At 71.3% G+C, this 19,613-nt stretch carries 19 protein-coding genes and 2 pseudogenes; 10 read left to right on the top strand and 11 right to left on the bottom strand.

The window, feature by feature from the left end:
* Positions 1-3: 3 nt before the first annotated feature.
* From AC2TEW_RS05495 to AC2TEW_RS05485, 3 genes are all read left to right on the top strand, one after another.
* Positions 4-495: an SCO2322-related protein gene (locus AC2TEW_RS05495; protein WP_484622162.1), complete on the top strand. Its 492-nt coding sequence runs from the start codon at positions 4-6 to the stop codon at positions 493-495.
* Between the two features lie 333 nt (positions 496-828).
* The gene (locus AC2TEW_RS05490) at positions 829-1,662 is read left to right on the top strand and encodes an LURP-one-related family protein (RefSeq protein WP_484622396.1); all 834 of its coding nucleotides are present in this window, start codon (positions 829-831) and stop codon (positions 1,660-1,662) included.
* Between the two features lie 321 nt (positions 1,663-1,983).
* Positions 1,984-2,538, top strand: a complete 555-nt coding sequence (locus AC2TEW_RS05485) for a YceI family protein (protein ID WP_484622161.1) — start codon at positions 1,984-1,986, stop codon at positions 2,536-2,538.
* 109 nt (positions 2,539-2,647) lie between these two features.
* Here AC2TEW_RS05485 and AC2TEW_RS05480 read toward each other — a convergent pair whose 3' ends face one another.
* Positions 2,648-2,998 carry a hypothetical protein gene (locus AC2TEW_RS05480; protein ID WP_484622160.1) on the bottom strand — a complete coding sequence of 117 codons (351 nt, stop codon included), beginning with the start codon at positions 2,996-2,998 and terminating at the stop codon, positions 2,648-2,650.
* Positions 2,999-3,714: 716 nt separating this feature from the next.
* Here AC2TEW_RS05480 and AC2TEW_RS05475 point away from each other — a divergent pair.
* Both AC2TEW_RS05475 and AC2TEW_RS05470 read left to right on the top strand, forming a co-directional pair.
* On the top strand, positions 3,715-5,661 hold the full coding sequence (locus tag AC2TEW_RS05475) for an ABC transporter ATP-binding protein (RefSeq protein WP_484622159.1): 1,947 nt from the start codon (positions 3,715-3,717) through the stop codon (positions 5,659-5,661).
* Positions 5,658-6,215 (top strand): NUDIX hydrolase, encoded by a 558-nt coding sequence (locus AC2TEW_RS05470; RefSeq protein WP_484622158.1) that lies wholly within the window; start codon positions 5,658-5,660, stop codon positions 6,213-6,215. Before AC2TEW_RS05475 ends, AC2TEW_RS05470 begins: the two co-directional genes overlap by 4 nt.
* Positions 6,216-6,328: 113 nt before the next feature.
* On the opposite strand, the gene AC2TEW_RS05465 is transcribed toward AC2TEW_RS05470, so the two are convergent.
* From AC2TEW_RS05465 to AC2TEW_RS05440, 6 genes and pseudogenes are all read right to left on the bottom strand, one after another.
* A complete protein-coding gene (locus AC2TEW_RS05465) occupies positions 6,329-7,348 on the bottom strand; it encodes an LLM class flavin-dependent oxidoreductase (RefSeq protein WP_484622157.1) in 1,020 nt (339 codons plus the stop codon).
* Between the two features lie 238 nt (positions 7,349-7,586).
* Positions 7,587-8,006 (bottom strand): DUF5958 family protein, encoded by a 420-nt coding sequence (locus tag AC2TEW_RS05460; RefSeq protein ID WP_484622156.1) that lies wholly within the window; start codon positions 8,004-8,006, stop codon positions 7,587-7,589.
* Positions 8,007-8,087: 81 nt separating this feature from the next.
* A pseudogene (locus AC2TEW_RS05455) lies at positions 8,088-8,375 on the bottom strand (DUF6000 family protein); the annotation flags it as partial.
* A gap of 72 nt (positions 8,376-8,447) precedes the next feature.
* Positions 8,448-8,981 carry a YrhB domain-containing protein gene (locus AC2TEW_RS05450; protein ID WP_484622155.1) on the bottom strand — a complete coding sequence of 178 codons (534 nt, stop codon included), beginning with the start codon at positions 8,979-8,981 and terminating at the stop codon, positions 8,448-8,450.
* Between the two features lie 78 nt (positions 8,982-9,059).
* Positions 9,060-9,794, bottom strand: coding sequence for an SMI1/KNR4 family protein (locus AC2TEW_RS05445; RefSeq protein WP_484622154.1), 735 nt, complete (start codon positions 9,792-9,794; stop codon positions 9,060-9,062).
* Positions 9,794-10,090 (bottom strand): PLD nuclease N-terminal domain-containing protein, encoded by a 297-nt coding sequence (locus AC2TEW_RS05440; RefSeq protein WP_484622153.1) that lies wholly within the window; start codon positions 10,088-10,090, stop codon positions 9,794-9,796. Before AC2TEW_RS05440 ends, AC2TEW_RS05445 begins: the two co-directional genes overlap by 1 nt.
* A gap of 224 nt (positions 10,091-10,314) precedes the next feature.
* Here AC2TEW_RS05440 and AC2TEW_RS05435 point away from each other — a divergent pair, with 224 nt between their 5' ends.
* The 5 genes from AC2TEW_RS05435 to AC2TEW_RS05415 all read left to right on the top strand — a co-directional run bounded on the left by AC2TEW_RS05435 (position 10,315) and on the right by AC2TEW_RS05415 (position 14,581).
* Positions 10,315-11,220, top strand: a complete 906-nt coding sequence (locus AC2TEW_RS05435) for an ATP-binding cassette domain-containing protein (protein ID WP_484622152.1) — start codon at positions 10,315-10,317, stop codon at positions 11,218-11,220.
* On the top strand, positions 11,217-11,993 hold the full coding sequence (locus tag AC2TEW_RS05430; protein ID WP_484622151.1) for a hypothetical protein: 777 nt from the start codon (positions 11,217-11,219) through the stop codon (positions 11,991-11,993). Before AC2TEW_RS05435 ends, AC2TEW_RS05430 begins: the two co-directional genes overlap by 4 nt.
* 31 nt (positions 11,994-12,024) lie before the next feature.
* On the top strand, positions 12,025-13,227 hold the full coding sequence (locus AC2TEW_RS05425; RefSeq protein WP_484622150.1) for a sensor histidine kinase: 1,203 nt from the start codon (positions 12,025-12,027) through the stop codon (positions 13,225-13,227).
* Positions 13,224-13,889: a response regulator gene (locus AC2TEW_RS05420; protein WP_484622149.1), complete on the top strand. Its 666-nt coding sequence runs from the start codon at positions 13,224-13,226 to the stop codon at positions 13,887-13,889. Before AC2TEW_RS05425 ends, AC2TEW_RS05420 begins: the two co-directional genes overlap by 4 nt.
* Before the next feature lie 290 nt (positions 13,890-14,179).
* The gene (locus tag AC2TEW_RS05415; RefSeq protein ID WP_484622148.1) at positions 14,180-14,581 is read left to right on the top strand and encodes a hypothetical protein; all 402 of its coding nucleotides are present in this window, start codon (positions 14,180-14,182) and stop codon (positions 14,579-14,581) included.
* A 30-nt stretch (positions 14,582-14,611) separates the two neighbouring features.
* Here AC2TEW_RS05415 and AC2TEW_RS05410 read toward each other — a convergent pair whose 3' ends face one another.
* From AC2TEW_RS05410 to AC2TEW_RS05395, 4 genes and pseudogenes are all read right to left on the bottom strand, one after another.
* Positions 14,612-15,448 carry an IS5 family transposase gene (locus AC2TEW_RS05410; protein WP_484622395.1) on the bottom strand — a complete coding sequence of 279 codons (837 nt, stop codon included), beginning with the start codon at positions 15,446-15,448 and terminating at the stop codon, positions 14,612-14,614.
* Positions 15,449-15,528: 80 nt separating this feature from the next.
* Complete coding sequence (gene ltrA, locus AC2TEW_RS05405) at positions 15,529-17,001, bottom strand: group II intron reverse transcriptase/maturase (RefSeq protein WP_484622147.1); 1,473 nt, start codon at positions 16,999-17,001, stop codon at positions 15,529-15,531.
* 865 nt (positions 17,002-17,866) lie between these two features.
* The gene (locus AC2TEW_RS05400) at positions 17,867-18,481 is read right to left on the bottom strand and encodes an SMI1/KNR4 family protein (protein ID WP_484622146.1); all 615 of its coding nucleotides are present in this window, start codon (positions 18,479-18,481) and stop codon (positions 17,867-17,869) included.
* 272 nt (positions 18,482-18,753) lie between these two features.
* Positions 18,754-19,520: pseudogene (locus AC2TEW_RS05395) on the bottom strand (transposase).
* Between the last annotated feature and the right edge of the window lie 93 nt (positions 19,521-19,613).

Below are 19,613 nucleotides of genomic sequence, written 5' to 3'. Positions count from 1 at the left end.
CCGATGAGCGACACCCTCGCCCCGGCCCGCGCGGCCCGCCGGACCGCCCGCCGCACCCTCGGCTCGATCGCCGCCGCGGCGGCGCTGACCGCCGGCCTGCTCGGCGTCTCCGCCGCCCAGGCCCCGCAGGCGCAGGCCGCCGCCTGCACCGGCACCACCGGCGTCACCGTGGTGGTCGACTTCACCGCCGTGGGCGGCGGCATCCAGACCGGCTGCGCCCCGGGCGATCCCGCCACCGGCCTGGCCGCACTCACCGGCGCCGGGTTCTCCTGGGCCTTCCACCCGCGCTTCCCGGGCTTCGTCTGCAAGATCAACTCGCTGCCGGCCACCTGCACCAACCCCACCGGCAGCGCCTACTGGTCGTACTGGCACGCCCAGCACGGCGGCGCCTGGTCGTACAGCAGCCTCGGGGCGGGCAGCTACAACCCCGCGCCCGGCGACGTCGAGGGCTGGGCCTTCGGCGCGGGCACCCAGCCCGGCATCACCGCGCCCTGACGTCCCGTACGCCGCCGGTGTCCCCGCCCGACACAAAAGGCCGGGGACACCGGCGGGCAGGGGACACCGGCGGGGCCCGACAGCGGCTCGCCGCAGAACCGACGGCGCCCGCGGGCCGGTCGCAGCGTCCGAACGGGCCAACGCCGCGAACCGGGCCACCGGACTCGAAGCCGGACACTTTCGGCCGACCGGGGCGGAACACCTCCCCGGCGGGCCGAACCGCCGGTCGGCCCGCCCGCCCGACCCGCCGTCAGCGAGACGCCGCGAGGCCGAATCGGGGCCGCGGGTGTGACTTCGGCCACATCCACTCCGTCCACGCCCGACTGACGGACCATCAGAACACCGGAATCCGCAGGTCAGAGGCGTAGTGGACAGCCTCCGGCAGCTCCGGCGGCGAACAAACGATCTGGCTACGCACGGGGATTTGAGCCTAACCTGCCCGCCATGTCCCAGAACACGAACACCCCCGGTATCCCCGGGCAGCCGGCCGCTCCGGCCGGCGACTCCGCCAAGGTGCAGCGCCAGGTGCAGCAGCAGGCGGGCGTCGGACCGGTCGCCGGTGGCGGCGGCACCCTCTTCTCCGAGCCGGTCCTGGTGGTGAACCAGAAGGCCAAGCTGATCGAGCTGACCAACGAGTACTCGGTCTTCGACCAGCAGGGCGCCACGCTGGGCTCGGTGGTCCAGGTCGGCCAGAGCGGTCTGCGCAAGCTGATCCGGCTGCTCTTCTCCATCGACCAGTACCTGACCCACAAGCTGGAGATCCGGGACGCGCACGGCACCCCGGTGCTGCTGCTGACCCGCCCGGCGAAGTTCATCAAGTCGCGGGTGATCGTGCAGCGTCCGGACGGCCAGGAGGTCGGCCAGATCGTCCAGCAGAACGCCATCGGGAAGATCAACTTCGCGATGGAGGTCGGCGGGCAGAAGGTCGGCGCCGTCAAGGCGGAGAACTGGCGCGCCTGGAACTTCTCCATCGTCGACGCGGCGGACACCGAGATCGCCCGGATCACCAAGACCTGGGAGGGCCTGGCGAAGACCATGTTCACCACGGCCGACAACTACGTGCTCCAGATCCACCGCCCGCTCACCGACCCGCTGCTGAGCCTGGTCGTGGCGACCGCGCTGACCGTGGACACGGCCCTGAAGCAGGACGCCCGCGGCCTCGGCTGACCGGCGCCCGCACGCTCCTCCCGGCCCCGCCCCCGATCACGTCGCCCCGAGCGACGGACCCCGGGGCGGGGCTCCGCACGTCAAGGGCCCGGTCGGCCGGGTTCGCCACCCGGCGCCGCGGCCGGGCGCCGGGCGCGGTCGAGGTCCGCGGGGAGCGCCCGACGCCCGCGGGCCACCAGGCCCCCGGGGTCGCTGGTCAGGGTGCACTCCGGCCTGTCCCCGTGCGCCCGACCGGCTCGGGGGCCGGACGCGCCCTACGTTGGGTCCGACACGATCCCGGCGGGACGGCCGCCGGGATCCCGGCCCTACGGAGGCATGTCCATGACCGTCAGCATCCCCGAACTCACCGGGGACTACGTCCTCGACCCCACCCACACCCGGATCGGGTTCGTCGCCCGCCACGCCATGGTGACCAAGGTCCGCGGCGCCTTCCACACCTTCGAGGGCACGGCCCACCTCGACGGCACCGACCCGTCCCGTTCCACCGGCGAGATGGTGATCAAGGCCGAGAGCGTCGACACCGGCGTCGAACAGCGCGACCAGCACCTGCGCACCAACGACTTCCTGGACGCTCCCCACTTCCCGGACATCATCTTCCGCACCACCTCGGTCGAGCCCCGCTCCGACGCCGAATACCGCGTCACGGGCGACCTGACCATCAAGGACACCACCCGCCCGGTCACCATCGACTTCGAGTACACCGGCAACGCCGTCGACCCCTACGGCAACCTGCGGGTCGGCCTGGAGGGCACGGTCACCATCTCCCGCAAGGAGTTCGGGGTGACCTGGAACGCGGCCCTGGAGGGCGGCGGCGTCCTGGTCGGCGACAAGATCGTCCTGGAGTTCGACATCTCCGCCATCAAGCAGAAGAACTGACCGTCCGCCGACGGCGGCCGTGACCGACCGGGCGGGGTACGGCCCGCCCGGCGGGCCCGGCTCCGCCGGGCCACACCTCCCCGCGCGTACAGCCGGCCTCCGTGGTCACTCACGATCGGTGGACGCTCACGCCCCCGCCCCGGTCCTCCAGCTCGAGGGTGCAGGACAGTCCGAGACCCGAGAACGTGGACAGCAGCTCGTGGAGCCGTTCGGGAACCACGACGCCACGGAAGCGCAGGGGCGTCTCCGCAGACAGCTCCAGCTGGGCGTAGGTGTGCTCGACCTCGAAGTCGGTCCAGCTGGATCTGCGCACCCGCCAACCCGCGCCGTACAAGGCATGCGCGGTGTCCGGGGCGCTCACGGCCGTGGGGAGGAAGCCGCGGACGTTTTCACCCAGGTCCAGGTCGTACCCGCCCTGGTCGAATCGCGGGCCTTCGGTGCCGCCGGAGGTGAACCTCATGGCGGCCAGTATGGCCGGCGGGCGGTGACAGGCGGTCCGCAGGAGCGTCAGCAGGCCCCGCCGGCACCGCATTCGGTGACCGGCGGTCCTCCGGTGGTGCCGAAGCCGGTCACACGGACCGAGATGGCGGGACACGGGTAAGCAGTTCGCGGGCGGCCCGGGTCAGGAGTTCGGCGGCGGGGTCCGCGCGGCGCGAGGAGCAGCCACCGGCCCCGGTCCGACCTGATGTCCGGCGCGCGAAACCTGCTCCAGCGGGCGACCAGCCGAACGGGTGATTCCGGCGACCGCTGCAGGCGGCTCCCCGCTCCCCGCCCGCAGCCGCCTCCGGCTCCGCCCGGAACCCGGCTGCGCCGGTGCTCTCGAACGGGCGCTCGCCTTCTGCGCACTGGGCTCCGCCACCCCCGCCCGGCCCGTCCGCGGCCGACCGGCGGCCGACCCGCGGAGCCGTCGACGGACCCGCACTGCGCCCGAAATATCCCGTTCGACCCGGGCTCGCCCGGAGGATATCCGCTTGAACACCCGATTCGAACAGCACCATCATCGGACCCCGCCGACCGGCAACGCGACCGCCAACTCGACCTGGACAGTGGCTACTTGCTGCCCGTCCCGGGCCGATTCCGGCGCCCTCGCACGTCCACGCACCACTCCGCGTCTGGAGGATCTGTGGCCCGTCACCCCGCCCCGGAAGCCCACCTGCCGTACCAGGAGGCGCACGCGTGAGCGCCACGACGACGTCGGCCGAGGCCGCCGACGAGGAACTGCAGTGGCTCGCCGACGGGCGCCGCGTCGAGGCGATCGAGGCGATCAGCGTCAGCGCGATGGCCCGCCGCCTGCCCGCGCTCGTCGTCCGCGCCTTCCGCCTCGGCTGGCGCATCGACCGCGCCTCCGTCGCCCTGCTCCTCGCCTGCCAGGCCGTCTCCGCCGTACTCGGCGCGGCCGGCCTGCTCGCGACCACCGGCACCATCGCGGCCCTGTTCGGCCCGGGCCAGGTCGGCGACAAACTCGCCCACGCCGCGCCGTCGATCCTCGTGATCGCGACGGCGGCCGGTGCCCGGTCCCTGCTCGGCATCACCATCCAGACCGTCACCATCCATCTCTCGCCGCGCATCTCCCGGGAGGCGGAGGCGGCGGTGCTGCGCGCCACGGTCGCCGCCGAGCTGACCGCCTACGACCACGCCGGATACAACGACGAGCTGGAGGCCGCCGACCGCGGCGCCGAGGTCTGCGTCGACATCGTCGGGGAGGCGCAGAACCTGCTCGCCTCCCTCGCCTCGCTCGTCGGTGCGGCCGGCGTGCTGACCGTGCTGCACCCGGCGCTGCTGCCGTTGCTGGTGCTGGCCGCGCTGCCCCAGGGGATCGCGTCGGTGCACGCGGCCCGGGTGCAGTTCCTCGCGAACCGGGCCGCCATCGGCGACCGCCGGATCATGGCCAACCTGCGCTGGTACATCCACCTCAAGCGCAACGCCGACCAGGTCCGGTCCGACACCATGGGCGGCTTCCTGCTCGACAAGTACGAGCAGGTCGGCCGGCGGCTGGACGCCAGTTCGCGGCGCGCGGCGATGCAGAGCGCCCGGGTGTCGGTGATCGGGGCCGCCGCGTCCGGCCTCGGCACCGCGCTGGTGTGGGCGGCGATGCTGTGGCTGGTCAGCACCGGCCGGATGAGCCTGCCGCGCGGCGGCGCGGCGGTCTTCGCGCTCGGCGCGGTCGGCACCAGCCTGCGCGGCATCGTCGGGTACGGCGCGGACCTCTTCCGCACCGGGATGTACCTGGACGACTGGTCGACCTTCCTGGACACCGCCGGCGGCCACCGGCCGAGACGCGGCACCCACCAGCCACCGGCGCCGGTCCGGATCACGGTGGAGGACCTCAGCTACGGCTACCCCGCCTCCGACCGCAAGGCCCTGGACGGGGTCAGCCTGCACGTCGAGCGCGGCGAGATCCTCGCCCTGGTCGGCGAGAACGGCTCGGGCAAGACCACCCTCTCCAGGCTCCTGGCCGGGCTCTACCTGCCCGACGGCGGCTCGGTGCGGTGGGACGGGCGCGACACCCGCGACCTCGACCCGCACGCCCTGTGGCGCCGGGTCGCGGTGGTCCCGCAGGACTACGCGCGCTGGCCGCTGACCTGCCGGGAGAACATCACGCTGGGGCAGCCGGCCGACGACGGCGACGCGGCGGTGATGCGCGCCGCCGACGCCTCCGGGGCCTCCGACGTCGTCGCCAAGCTCCGGCGGGGCCTGTCCACCCTGCTGGCGGTGGAGTGGATGGGCGGTGAGGAACTGTCCGGCGGCCAGTGGCAGCGCCTCGCCATCGCCCGCGCCTTCCACCGCGAGGCCGGCCTGCTGGTCCTGGACGAACCGACCGCGGCGCTCGACCCGCGGGCCGAGCACCGGATCTTCGAGAACCTGCGCGCCGTCGCGCGGGAGCGGGCGGTGGTCCTGGTCACCCACCGGCTCACCAACGTCGCCGTCGCCGACCGGATCGTCGTCCTGGAGGACGGAAAGGTCCTCCAGGAGGGCACCTTCGCCGAGCTGGTGGCCGACGAACGCGGCCGCTTCCGGGAGTTGTGGGACCTGCAGAACGAACGCACCGGCGTCCCGGCGCAGCGCCGCCCGGCCGCCGGGGAGCCCGCGGACGGCGACGAGAACGAGGAGAGCAGGCTGTGACCGACTTCGAGGCACCGACCGGCGCGGCCCTGCCCGAGCGCCGGGAGAACCCCGTGAACCCGCCCGACCACACCGGCCGTTCCCCGGACGCCGCGCACCGCGCGCCCGGGGCGGACCCGCGGACGCTGACCGTCGGCGTCCACCTCGTCCTGGTCGACGACGGCACGGTGCTGCTCGGCCGACGTCGCAACACCGGCTTCGCCGACGGCCTCTGGCACCTCCCGGCCGGGCACCTGGAGCGGGGCGAGCCGGTCACCCGTGCCATGACCCGCGAGGCCGAGGAGGAACTCGGCATCGCCATCGACGAGTTCGACCTCGCGCTCGTCCACACGCTGCACCACCTCGACCCCGACGACGGCCGCGACCGGCTCCAGCTCTTCTTCCGGCCCGCCCGCTACGACGGCCGGCTGCGCAACGCGGAGCCGCACAAGTGCGCGGAACTGCGCCGGTGGCCGCTCGACCGCCTCCCGGCCGACATCGTGCCCTACACCGCACACGCCCTCGGCGAGATCACCCGCGGCAACCCGCTCTCCACCGTCGGCTGGCCGGCCTGACGGCGCACCCGCCGCACCGGCCCCGGCCCGGCCCCTTCGCCGCCCTCGGCCCCGTCCCTGCTCCTTCCGTGCCGCTCGCCGCCCGGACCGCGTGATCCCCTGGCAGCGCAGGCTCAGAGCGCCGGCTTCCAGCCGAGGGCGGGGCCGAGGCCGGTGGCGATGTCGGTGAGGATCTGCACGTAGTCCTCGTGGTCGAAGGTGAACGGCAGCGCGAAGACCGCCTCGTCGACCTCCCGGAACGCCGCATGGGAGTACAACTGTTCGGCGATCTCGGCGGAGGTCCCGATCAGGTCCCGCGCGAACAGCACCCGCGAAGATCCCTGCGGGGCGGCGGTACGCGGGGTGCGGTTCCGCACGTACTCCTGGTACTTGGCGCGCTGCGCCGCCGACGCGCTGTCGGTGGGGATGACCACCAGGCCCTGGGAGACCCGCGCGCGGGCGCCCTCGGGGTGGTGGGCGCGGAAGGCCGCGATCTGCGAACGCTGGATCTCGGCGAAGTCCTCCGACTCCTCCGCGCGCACCACGTTGCTGGTCATCAGGCTCAGGTGCTGCTCGCCCGCCCACCGGGCCGAACGCAGGCTGCCGCCGCCGTACCACAGGCGGTCCGCCAGGCCGGGCGCGACCGGCTGGACCCGGTCCGAGTACACCTCGATGCCCTCGGAGCCGCTGAAGTCGGTGGCCCGCTCGCCACGGACGAAGTCCAGCAGCCGCCGCGCCCGCCCGTAGCCGAAGTCCTCGGCCTCCGCGGTGTCGGGGTAGAGCGCGGGGGCGACCCGGTCGTAGTGGCCGGGGCGGCCGACGCTGATACCGGGGTTGAGCCTGCCGCCGGACAGCAGGTCGACGGTGGCCAGATCCTCGGCCAGCCGCAGCGGGTTCTCCCAGCCGAGCGGGATGACCGCGGTGCCCAGCTGGATGCGGCTGGTGCGCTGGGTGGCCGCCGCCAGCACGGCGACGGGCGAGGATATGCCGTACTGCAGGTGTCGGTGGCGCACCCAGGCGCTGTCGAATCCCAGCTGCTCGCCGAGTTCGATGATCCGGAGCGTCGACTCGTGTCCCTGGCCGGGGTCGGCCGGGTCGAACAGCCCGATGGTCAGGAATCCCAGCCTCCGAAGCGGCTGCGAGGGCGACGGCACCGTGTTCTCCTCCGTCCTCCGCGACCGGCCCGGCAGGAACGGCGCGGTTCGGCTTCCACCGCCCGGATCCCGCTCACCGGACGCCCGCCCCACACTCACACACCGGCCGACCGCCCTCAAGAGCGCCTCGGAAAACGCAATCCGGGGCAACACGCCCGTGATCTCCCGGCCAGGATTCACCCGGCACCCGTGCACACCGCACGGCCCTCCAGCACCCGCACGGCGGCCGCGCCGCGGCTCAGCCCGAATCCGCCGCCTGCGGAGCCCCGGATCCCCCCAGACGGTGCCACGCGTGGCTGCACCCGCCGACGCAGAACCGGGCCCGCCGCCGCTCGTCCGCCACCGCGAGCAAGGCGACCAGCAGCCGGAACGCCTTGACCCGCTCGTCCGCCGGCAAGTTGATGATCTTGTCCAACTGGGTGGTCAGGCGCCCGCGCACGACCAGCACCGCCGGGGTGTGAGTGGCCCGGATCCCGGCCCGGCGGATGCTCTCCGGCCCGTCCTCCCCGGTCGCGCGGGCCTGGATGCAGAACCCCGCCAGGTCCCGCAGCACCTCGAACTGCTCCGCCCCGCCGAGGCGATCGAACCAAACGACGCCCTCACCCAGCGGCCGGATCCCTTGTGCCAGCTCATTCAGTACGACGTCGCGCTCGCGCATCCCCACCTCCACCCCACGGCTAGCGTCGGCCTCGGCCTCGGCCTCACAGCGTCATCGAAGCAGATCACAAGGCGCGTAGGCTCAGGAATTTCCGAATTTCTGGGCGAGTACGCACATGTCATCGATGAACCGGCTCGGCGGCAGGGGGTTGAACCGGGCGTCACTCCACTGCTGCCACAGGCGTCCGGGGGCGAGGAAGCGGTCGGCGTGTTCGGTTCCGGCCTGGCTGTCGATGTGGAGGAGCGCACTGATCGCCCAATGCTGGTCGTCCTGGCAGTCAGGCTGTTGGAGATAGCGCTCCAGGTAGGCCACCAGATGCAAGGCAGCTTCTTCGGTGGAGAAGCGTGCGAGAGCGAAACGGTAGCGTCGACCGGCCTGGAGTTCCGAGGCAACGGCCCTGGCGAGGTTTTCGTGGCCCCACCGGTGTGGAAGGTCGCACGGCTACTGAACCGGACCGGCCAGCGTTTCGATCGACAGCGGCGGCCAGGTCTCCTCTGCCCGGGCAAGGCTTGCCAGCGCCTCCGATGGTTCGTCACCATCGCGAAGCGCCAGGACGTATGCCTTTGCATCTCGCAGGCTCAGCCGCGGGGCCTGCTTCCGCAGGTGGCTCATCGCGGCCACGACCCCGGCAGCGTGAACCAGTGCGCGAACGGACGAGGCCAGTGAGTCGGGCGGTTGGATGCCTTTCACCTGCTGGAGGTAGAGCTCGGTCCAGTTCTCGCACATCCACGTGGTGGCGGGGATGTGATGGATGCTGCCGTCGTGCCGGTCCACCAGGTAGGGGCCGCTACCGACAAGGTTGTCGCGAAGATCACGGGTGCGGGCGTACTCCGCCGAGTTCCAGAAGACGAGCCAGCCGACCGCGTGCTCCTCCACCGCGCAGACGGCGAGTTCGCGGAGCGGGCCTGGCCACGTCAGCCGTTCGCGGGCCAGCAGGGATTCGACAAGCTCGACGGCGTGGTCCTCGGAAATCACGCTTCCATCATTCACCGCACGTCAATCAGGTTTCGGGAGCGTGGAACCTGCCCCACGCCCACGCCGGGCGGGCGGGCGTCAGCCGACCCAAGGACCTGGGAGCACTGCACGGACGGTCGCAAGATCGGAGACCGTTCGCCCCCGGGTATGAATCCAGGACCGGTCCTGGACGCCGTCCCGGCGGACCAACAGGCCGGGAGCCGCGTACCAGCGGACCGGTGAGTCGTCCTCGCTCGCCCACATCGGATGGTCGGGCAGGCCGACCCGGGCGTAGCGGGCGTGGAGTTCCGGCATCAGCCTGTCGGGCAGCTCGCAGGCGTCGTAGAGGCTACCTGCCGCGAAGAGCGACTCGCTCAGCACGAGCTCGACCCAGGCCAGGGACATCCGGTCGAGGAAGGGAATCCAGCCCCGGTGCGATTCCACCACCACCGGCGGATCGTCCTGCCCGATCCGGCTCAGGGGGATTCCCCAGGCGGCGCAGTCCTGGTTCTCACGGCGGAAGACCAGCACGCCGCCCAGGGCGTCATCGACATGGAGTGCAGACGGCCCGACCAGAGGGTCCTGCTGCCGGGTCAGGTCGTCCCGGCGACCGAAGAGCGCGTACCCCTCGCTCAGTGCGGCCGGCAGCGGGAATCCCAGATCGGCCTCCGCCGCCGCCAAATCGTCCGCGGCAGAGCCGTCTTCCGGCCGCAACGGACGGCCCTGCCAGGCGTCGGCGTACCAGCTCACGAACTCCCATGCCGCGGCGCGGGTCGGCACTCCGCCTCGCAGGGCCACCGCCACATCAGGACTGTCCGGCATGCCGGTGAACATTACCGGCTTCCTCGGTCGCGGTGGGATGCCGTGCGGCGTGCCGCGCGGCGGCGTCCGAAGGCGAACCAGGCGAGGCTGCCGAGGAAGGGGGCGACGAGGACGATCACCAGCCAGAGGATCTTCGTGGCGGTGCAGTGCCGGGAGCGCAGGATGCTCACGACGGCGGCCACCGCGAGGAGGAGGGCGGCGAGCGCGGCGGCCAGTGCCGCGGTCATGGCTCCTCCGGCCAGGACGAGTCGGCCGGTGTCCCCGATGGCCTGGAGGTGGGCGGGCTGGAGGGCGGAGAGTGCGTTCATCGGTGTGTTCCTTGCTGGGTGTGGTGTCGGTCGGCCGGTTCTGTTCGACCTCCCGAATCGTGGCCCCGGGCCGCCACCGGGCACGTCCGTCTTTGCGGTCGCCGGGGGTTACCCGAAAGTCGTACCGGGCCTGCCCGGTGGGGTGATGTGCCGCCCTCCCGGTGGGGCGGAGCCTGGAGGCCGTTCGTCCGATGGGGGCGAGCGACCGGCGGGAAGGGAACGGCATGATCCGGGTACAGGGGTTGCGGAAGCGGTACGGCGACACGCTCGCCGTGGACGGGGTGTCGTTCACGGTCCGGCCGGGGGTGGTCACGGGGTTCCTCGGGCCGAACGGCGCCGGGAAGTCGACCACGATGCGGCTGATGGTCGGTCTGGACGCCGGGGAGGGCAGCACCACCTTCGGCGGTGCCCGCTACGGCGAGCTCGGATCGCCGGTCGCGACGGTCGGTTCGCTGCTGGACGCGGGCGCGGTGCACCCGGCCCGCAGCGCCGACCACCATCTGCGGATGGTGGCGGCCGGCGCGGGCCTGCCGGCGCGTCGGGTGCGGGAGGTGCTGTCCCTGGTGGGTCTCGACGATGTGCGGCACCGCCGCACCGGCGGCCTCAGCCTGGGGATGCGGCAGCGGCTGGGTCTGGCGACGGCGCTGCTCGGCGATCCGGAGTACCTGATCCTGGACGAGCCGACCAACGGCCTCGACCCGGAGGGCGTGCTCTGGATGCGCGGCCTGCTGGTCAGGCTCGCCGAGGAGGGACGGGTGGTGTTCGCCTCCTCGCACCTGCTGTCGGAGGTGGCCCGGTTCGCCGAGGACCTGGTGGTGATCGGACGGGGCCGGCTGATCGCCGCGCAGCCGGTCGCGGACTTCATCGCCGCCCACACTCGCTCCGAGGTCGTCGTGCGCGCCGACCGCCCGGTCGAACTGGCCGCCCTGCTGCGGCAGGAGGGCGCGCAGGTGTGGGCCGACGCGTCCGAGGTGCTGGTCGTGGCCGGGCTCGACGCCGGGCGCGTCGGCGCGGTCGCCGCCCGGCTCGGTGTGACGGTGAGCGAGTTGCGTACCCGCCGCAGCAGTCTGGAGGACGCCTTCCTCGCGGCGACCGCCGACCACACCCAGTTCCGGGGGGCGGCCGCATGACCGCCCTGAGTGCGTCCGGCCGCGAGGCGGTCCCGTCGCCCGGTGCCGTGGCGGGCCGGGGTGGGGTGTTCGGCCGGGCCCTGGCGTACGAATGGGTCGCCCTGCGGTCGCTGCGGACGCCGTGGCTGCTGTGCGGTTCGGCGGTGGCGGCGCAGGTCCTGGTGGACCGGGCGGTGGGCCGGGACGGGGTGTCCGGGGTCCGGCAGCTCGCCGCCGGTATGACGGGTGTGACGCTCGTCGGGTTCGCGCTCCTGGCCGCGCTCGGCGTCACCGTGCTGGGCGGGGAGTACCGGCACCGCACCATCACCCGGACCGTGCTGACGCTGTCCGACCGCCGCGGGATCCTGCTGGCCAAGGCGGCGCTGACCGGCGCGGTCGCGGCGTGCGTCGCCGCGGTCATGGCGGTGGTGAACGCGCTGAGCGTGCCGCTGCTGGGAGGGGCCTCGCTGCCGGTGGGCCGGGCGGTCGAGCTGGGCGGCGCCGCGGTCGTCTATGGGGTGTCGGGTGCGCTGGTCGGCCTGGCGCTGGCCGGGGTGACCCGGAACCCGACGCTGTCGATCGCCGTGGTGATCCTCTGGCCGGTCCTGCTGGAGAACCTGGTGGTCGTCACCACCGGCGTCAGCCAGGACCTGCTCCCGTTCGGCGCGGCCGCGGCGCAGGTCCAGGCGGGCGGCGGCACGGGACCGCAGTGGCTGCTGATGCTGCCGCTGGCCGCCCTCACGGCGGTGCTGCTGACCGGCGCCGGCGTCCTGTTCGCCCGGCGGGACGTGTGACGGCCCGGCACCTCCCACTAGGATCCGGCCGGTGAAGTTCTTCGAGCCCCGGCCGGACCGCCGCCGGCTGTCCTGGTGGGAGGGCAGGCCCGGGTACCTCGCGGCCGATGTCGCGGTGGCGGCGGTCTGTGTGCTGCCCGCCCTGTCCGCCGGGGGCGGCCGCTGGAAACTCCTGGTGTTCCTCACCGCCCTGCCGACCCTGCTGGTGCGCCGGCGGTTCCCGTGGCTGCCCGTGGTGGCGACGCCGCTGTTCTGCTGGAGCTGGGGAGTCCTCCCGGTCCTGGTGGTCTGCTACACGGTGGCCCGGCAGTGGGGGCCGCGGTGGCGCACCCTGCTGTCGTTCCTCCTCGCGGCCGGCTGCGCGGTCACCGCGGCCTGGGACCCGGGGCCGAACGACGGCGTCCTGTACCAACTCCTCGTCCCGCCGGCCTGGTTGGTGCTTCCGGCGCTGGCCGGGCTGTGGCTGCGCCAGCGGCAGACGCTGGTGGACGCGCTGCGTGAACGCGCCCGGCAGGCCGAGCGGGAACGGGACCTGCTCGCCGAGCGGGCGGTCGCCGCCGAACGGCGGCGGATCGCCCGGGAGATGCACGACGTGGTCGCCCACCGGGTCAGCACCATCGCGCTGCAGGCCGGCGCGCTGAGCGTGACCGCCCCGGACGGGCGCACGGCGGAGACGGCCGAGGTCATCCGGTCCGTCAGCGCCCGGGCCCTGACCGAACTGCGGGAGATCCTGGACGTCCTGCGCCACGATCAGCAGGAGCCGTCGGACGGCGTGCACGGCGTGCACGGCGTGCAGTCGGACGGCTCGGTGCGGGCGGACGTGGCCGAGCTGGTGCGCGACTGCGTCGCCACCGGCGGGAACGTCCACCTGCACGCCCCCGCCGAACTCCCGGTGGCCGCCGGGGCCGTGCGCCGGGCCGTGTACCGGGTGGCCCAGGAGGCCCTCACCAACGCGGCCAAGCACGCGCCGCACGCCCGGGTCGACATCCGTCTCGCCGAGGAACAGGGCGAGTTGCAGCTCACCGTGACCAACCGGCGCGCCGGCCGGCGCCCGTCCGGCCACCCGGTCCCGGGGTCCGGGTACGGGCTGCTCGGGATGCGGGAACGCGTCACGCTCGTCCAGGGCACCCTCCGTACCGGCCCGACCCGGGAGGGCGGCTACCGTGTGCACGCAGCCTTTCCGCTCGGGTCCGCCGTGACCGGCCTGCCCGCCGTGTCCGAGGAGTCCGTGTGATCGACGACCGTCCCGACCCGCCGGTGAAGGTCGTGGTGCTGGAGGACGAGGAACTCGTCCGCAGCGGCGTGCGGATGATCCTCGACGCCGACCCGGGGATCGAGGTGGTCGCCGAGGGCGGCGACGGGGACGTCGCCGTCGAGCTGGTCACCCGGCACCGCCCGCACGTGGTGCTCACCGACATCCAGATGCCCCGCGTCGACGGTCTGGAGGTCACCAGGCGGCTGCTCGCCACACCAAATCCGCCCGTGGTCGCGGTGCTCACCACCTTCGACCTCGACGAGTACGTGCACGCGGCGCTGCGCGCGGGCGCGGCGGGCTTCCTGCTCAAGGACACCCCGCCGCGCGAACTGGCGCGTGCCGTCCACGTCCTGGCCCGCGGGGAGGCGATGCTGTCGCCGCGGGTCACCAAGCGGCTGCTCAGCACCTTCTCCGCCGGCGACGCGGCGGAGGCGGCCCGCCGCCGGCTGAGCCTGCTCACCGACCGGGAGCGCGAGGTCGCCGCCGCGGTCGCGCGGGGCCTGACCAACGCCGAGATCGCCGGCGACCTGTACCTGAGCGCGTCGACGGTGAAGGTCCACATCGGACGGATCATGGCCAAGCTGGAGGCGGCCAACCGCACCCAGGTCGCCATCATCGCCCACGACGCCCGCCTAGCCTGATGGGATTTGCTGAGGACGACACAGCACGCGGCACATGGACGGGCCAGGGAGGCGGAAAAAGAGGATGGACCGGGGTGTCCGTCGGCGTTGACATGTCATAACCGAATCCTGACGACACATTCGAGGAAGTCATGGGTTACTTCACAGAGTCAGGAGAGTAAAACGGACGACGAAGAGTACAAGCTAAATCGCAGCAAAATCATCGAGGTGATCCGAGATTGCTGGATCTCTGAGACCGCGTTTGAGATCTCGCTCCGTGGCCACCCAGGGAGTGTTCTAGGCTCAGCGGGGTGAACCTCGACAAGCTCCCCTTCGTCGGCAACTTCAGGGAACTGGAGGGCGGACGGCCGGACGGACCGTCGCTCCGGGCTGCTGTGCGAGCTGACGGGTCAGAGCATGAACGTGACCTCGTCCGTTACCTGCGCGGCGGATCGGTCTTGTTCGCCACACCCAGTGCCGTCCCCGACGTGCTCAGTTCCACGGGGGCTGTCATCGGAGGGTTGCATCTGCTCACCGATGGACGGTGGCTCTGGCATTCCGACCTCGCCTACTACGTGGAGCACTACCACGTAGCGGTCGATCCCGAGTTTGTCGCGCACGTACAGAGCAACGACTGGACCGTGCCGGAGCTCAGCGACAACGATCTGGACGCGATACTGACGGCGCTGATCGAGGACGAGTCGGCGGACTGATGTAGGCGTCAGGGGTCGTGTCTGGTCACGTCAGGCGGAGGTCTGCGTCAGCGGGCGAGGGCCTGGCCGAGATGCCGGCCCGCCCCGAGTGAGTCGGCGGACCATGATGCCGATCATCGCCCAGCGGATCATCGTCTCGGAGTGGGCAGGGCTGGTCTCGTAGTCCCGGGCGAGGCGCCGGTTGGCGGTGAGCCAGGAGAAGGTGCGTTCCACCGCCCACCGCTTGGGTTGGACCTGGAAGCCGCGCTGGTCAGGATACTTGCGGACGATCTCCAGGTCGCGGCCGAGGATCTGGGCGGTCCAGTCGACGAGGCGGCCGGCGAAGCCCTGGTCGGCCCAGACCTTCTTGACACCGGGGTGGTCGAGCCTGGTCCAGAGCAACGGCCGTTTCGCGCCGTCGCGGTCCTGGATGCTCGCCGCGACGACGTGGACTGCCAGGAGCAGGCCGAGGGTGTCGGTGACGATGAACCGCTTGCGACCCTTCACCTTCTTGCCCGCGTCGAAGCCCCGGGTGGCCGCGGGAACCGTGTCCGCCGTTCGGACAGACTGCGAGTCGATCAGGCCCGCGCTCGGTTCCGCGTCGCGGCCGTCCGCCTCACGGACCTTGCCGCGCAGGACGTCATGGATGCGCTCGACGGTGCCGTCGTCGTGCCACCACGTGAAGTACCAGTAGACCGTCGGCCACGGCGCGAAGTCCTTCGGCAGCTGCCGCCAGGCACACCCGGTCCGCACCACGTAGAAGATCGCGTCCACGATCCGCCGCCGCGGATGCTTCTCCCGCCGGCCACCCTTCGGACCCACCCGCGCTGGCGGGAGCAACGGCTCCACCAGCGCCCGCTGAGTAGGCCCGGGGCGCGGTACCGGGATTGCTCCCGGCCCGTTTCCCGGACCTCTCGCCGAACCCGCCGTGCGCCTCTCAACGCAACGGGCTCTCCACGGTCTTGCCGTCAGGCTTCTTGCAAGGGCCAGGGACTGGGGATCGATTTGCTGCGGTAGCGATACCGGGTGACCGGGATCGCGCTGATCTTCCGCAGTTCGATCTCGCCCACCGCTATCGGGAGCCACCGCCCGGAGGGGGTGACGAACCGGCGGCGGACGTCCGACCACGTCCAGTGGTGCCGCTCGCGCAGCATCCGGATCAGCCTCCACCAGGTGAAGTTGTCCAGCATGCCAAAGGTGTTCTTCGCGACGGCGTGCCGGAAGTGGTTGGCCCATCCGCGCATGACCATGTTCAAATTGGTCAGCACGTAACCCAGGTCCTGCTGCGACGTCTTGCGGGTCAGGGCACGGATCTTCGACTTCACCGACCGCTGGGGCCGTTGAGCGACGAAGGTGTAGACGTACCACTTGCTCGTTCCTCGCTTGCGGCGCCACTGGATGTGGAACCCCAGGAAGTCGAAACCCTCGCTCATGTGGACGACGCGGGTCTTCGCTGGTGACAGCCGAAGACCCATCGGCCGCAACACGTGAGCGATCTCCTCACGCAGGATCTCGGTGTCCTGCTCGGTCCCGTGGACCAGAACCACGAAGTCGTCCGCGTAGCGGACGACTCGCCAGTTCGGCAGACCCAAGATGCGCCGCCTCCTCTCCCGCTGTCGCTGGGTCGACATCACACCCTCTGGTTCCCATCCCCGGTGAAGGTGCTCATCGAGCACCGACAAGGCGATGTTGGCCAGGAGAGGTGAAATGACGCCTCCCTGCGGTGTCCCGGTGTGAGTGTCCTGAAGCTCTCCGAGTTCCGTGAGGACCCCGGCCTTCAAGAACGCCTTCACCAGGGCCAGGACCCGCTTGTCCTTGATCCGCCTCCGGATGCGGTCCATCAACGGGGCGTGTTCGATCTCGTCGAAGCACGCCTGGATGTCCGCGTCCGGAACCCAGCGGTATCCGCGGGTTCCGAAGAAGTGGATCTCGGCAATCGCATCCTGGGCCCGCCGGTTGGGCTGGAACCCGTAGGAGACCGGCTTGAAGTCGGCCTCGAAGATCGGCTCCAGCACCAGCTTCAGCGCGGCCTGGACGACCCGGTCGGCGACGACGGGAATCCCCAGCCGCCGGACCTTCCCCGACCCACCCGGCTTGGGAATCATCTTCTCCCGCACCGGAAGGGCCCGAAACGTGCCCGCCTTGAGCTGGGCACGCAAGTCGTCCAGAAGCCCCGGAACTCCGATCCGCTCCTCCACGTCGGCGACCGTTAGGTCATCAACGCCGGCGGTTCGAGCTCCCCGGTTGCCGGCCACCCGGTCGAACGCCACGATCAGCGTCGCCGGGTCGTGCACGAGGTTGAACAAGTCGTCGAACCGGCGACCGGGATCGGCCACCGCCCAACGGTGGAGCTTGGCCTGCATCTCCGATACCCGCTGGCGAGGCCCCAACGGGGCCTGTCCCAGCAGGGCACCGGTGTTCACCAGTGCTTCTCTCGGCATTGCAGCCTCCTCCCTCCTCAAAGCCGCTGCCGCCCTTCCCCATGTGCCGGGCTTTCCCCGGCTCGGAGTACTACGGCGGCTCCGCCCCACCCGTCCCGTTCGACAGTCGATGTGCCTATCCCGGCCCGCGAGTTGGAGGTCCGCCGACCGGGAGCCGTGGACAGGCGGTTCCCGTGCTCACTGTGATTCGCCCGGTGGAGCAGGAGCCCGGCTGTATCCCAGCGGCATCGCCATGAGTACGCCGCAGACCTTCCTCATGGCCTCCCGGGCGCAAGCAATAAGACGCCCCAGGAGTTCCGGCCCCCGAAGGCAACCGTGCGCACCGCACCCGACCCATATCCACCAGATTGGAGTCGGTGACGAAGTTAGGACGTAACGACGCCGGTTCCTCTCGTACTCCTCGCCACCACGCTTACCGGACCCGCACCATCTGGCAGTACTGGCACGTCCCGACGTTGTCAGGGCCGCTCCCGCCCTCCCCGGCATCACCCGGATCAGGCTGCCCTCAGCTTCGCCGCCTTGCTGCGACAAGGTCAGCGGCGAAGGTCTCCCACCTCCGCTCGAACCAACAGCGCCTCACGGCGCAAACTGCTCATCCGTCAGGTCCGACGGATACCCACCCCCACCACCGCTCACGGTGAGCTCAACGAACGCCTCAGCAACGGACACGGCAGATCTCAAACGCGGTCTGAGACGGAAGACCGCGGCACCAAGGGCCTCCTGTTGCTCGGCTGGATTCGACACCCACGAGCTGTGCGGGAGGCCCCACTTTCATGCCCAGGCGACCAGAAGATCACCCGACCGAGTCGGCAGACTCGAACGTTAGGTCACCAGCCAGAGCCAACCGTTGACCGTGTTCGCGGGATCACTCCCAGAGCTGCTGTGACCAGTCACCCGAAAAGCGATAATCGCGGCCGTCACCAACCTGCTTCTTCCCGCCGGGAACCACGTCCTCGTGGTACGGATACTGTTCCGTCACCGCCGCCAGCAGGAACTCGAGGAAGCCGCCCTCGAACAGGTCCCACTCCCGCATCGAGTCGAACTTGGCAGCGACCGGCCACCGGTCCGGGTCCGGGCCCCGCATCAGCCAGAAGAACTGGTCGGAGTTCCAGTTGTTGCCCCACTTCAGCAGCCCGCCCTCGGCCGGGAACAGCGGATACGGGCACTCGTCGTAGTCCCCGTCCTGGTAGGCCTGGGCCAGCATGCCACAGTATCCGTAGGGATCCGTCGTGTAGTACAGGAATCCCTCGAAGCCGAGCGGCTGCTCGGTCTTTGGAGTGGGCGCTGTCGATGGTGTGTAGATGTGGAGTTCGCCTCTGATGCTGACCGTCCCGTACCGGTCCGCGAACGCCCGGTAGTCTGCGGGCAACTGGAAACCGAGCACCTCGGGCGCGAGCTCCCACGGAACCGGGACCACGCCGTCCGCAGGCGGCGGCCCGATCACCGCGCCGAGCCGGTCCAGCATCTCCTCGATATTCACGTCCACTCCTGTCAGCCGCCCCTTCTCGCGGGAGGCTATCCGTTTCCGGTGACACCGGAGGCGATAGAGCCGGCCCAGCCCCACGGTGTCCTGGCACCCAGGCTGTGCGGGAGGCCCCCACTTTCATGCTCAGCCGACCAGAGGATCACTCAACCGAGACAGCAGACTCGAACTCACGATCACCAAGCTCGATTGAGCAACGGCTAAGGGTCGTCCCGTAATTGATCTCCGGTGGATCGGGGTTGGGTGATCCGCCTCAGGGTTGGCTTCGCCTACGCGGCCTGGAGGAGGTTTTGGAGGCGGGCGATGCCGAGCATGGCGTGGTGGACGCCGTCGCCCTTGAGGCGGCAGTCGCGGAGGATCTTCCAGGTCTTCAGCCGGGCGAAGACATGCTCGACGCGGGCGCGAACCTGCTTGTGCTCACGGTTGTGCTCGACCTGCCACTCGACCAGCTCGCCGCCGCGTGGCCTCCGGTGCGGGATGACCAGGCCGGTGCCGGGATGGCCGCCGTCGGCGATGGTCGTCGTCCGGCCGACGGCGGCCTTCGCGCCGGACTCCTCCCAGGCCTTGCAGTCGTTCCGGTTGCCGGGCAGGGGCTTGCCGACCACGACGACCAGTCGGGTGTGGGCATCGATCACGACCTGGTGGGGTGGAGTACCGGTAGTTCTTCGACGGCTGCTCGGCGATCGTGTGGTCGCGGGTGGGGACCAGTGTGCCGTCGACGATCAGCACGGTACCCTTCCGGAACCGGCGCCGAGGGTTGAGCGCGACGAGGGGGCCGATGGTCGACGATCCGGCCGGCAGCGGACTTCGACACCCCGAACAGCGGCGCGAGCTGCCGCAGTGTCAGGTTGGTATGCCAGTATGCGGCGACCAGCAGGACCCGGTCCTCCAACGGCAGGCTCCACGGGCGACCTCGGCGCATCGCGCTGGCGCCCTCGCGGCGGAGCATCGTGATCAGCTTCTGAAAGTCGCGCGGGCCCAGCCCGGTGAACGGGGATATCCAGGACGGCTCCGAAGCCGTGATCACACCAGTCATCACAAGATCGTTCCACAATGCCCGGCGCAACATCGTTATCCCCTGTCTCCTTGCCCTGGCCGCGCCGAATCCTGTGGCAACGCCCCCGCTCGG

This window comes from Kitasatospora sp. NEAU-CNBT7 (genome assembly GCF_057220535.1).
The sequence above is the reverse complement of the archived record's forward strand: the minus strand, read 5'-3'. Positions and strand labels throughout refer to the sequence as shown.

Bases quoted from the DNA above. Each gene is read 5' to 3' on its own strand.
- AC2TEW_RS05485 (WP_484622161.1), top strand. From the start codon at position 1,984: ATGACCGTCAGCATCCCCGAACTCACCGGGGACTACGTCCTCGACCCC.
- AC2TEW_RS05460 (WP_484622156.1), bottom strand. From the start codon at position 8,006: ATGCGCGAGCGCGACGTCGTACTGAATGAGCTGGCACAAGGGATCCGG.
- ltrA (WP_484622147.1), bottom strand. From the start codon at position 17,001: ATGCCGAGAGAAGCACTGGTGAACACCGGTGCCCTGCTGGGACAGGCC.
- AC2TEW_RS05495 (WP_484622162.1), top strand. From the start codon at position 4: ATGAGCGACACCCTCGCCCCGGCCCGCGCGGCCCGCCGGACCGCCCGC.
- AC2TEW_RS05440 (WP_484622153.1), bottom strand. From the start codon at position 10,090: ATGAACGCACTCTCCGCCCTCCAGCCCGCCCACCTCCAGGCCATCGGG.
- AC2TEW_RS05430 (WP_484622151.1), top strand. From the start codon at position 11,217: ATGACCGCCCTGAGTGCGTCCGGCCGCGAGGCGGTCCCGTCGCCCGGT.
- AC2TEW_RS05435 (WP_484622152.1), top strand. From the start codon at position 10,315: ATGATCCGGGTACAGGGGTTGCGGAAGCGGTACGGCGACACGCTCGCC.
- AC2TEW_RS05480 (WP_484622160.1), bottom strand. From the start codon at position 2,998: ATGAGGTTCACCTCCGGCGGCACCGAAGGCCCGCGATTCGACCAGGGC.
- AC2TEW_RS05445 (WP_484622154.1), bottom strand. From the start codon at position 9,794: ATGTTCACCGGCATGCCGGACAGTCCTGATGTGGCGGTGGCCCTGCGA.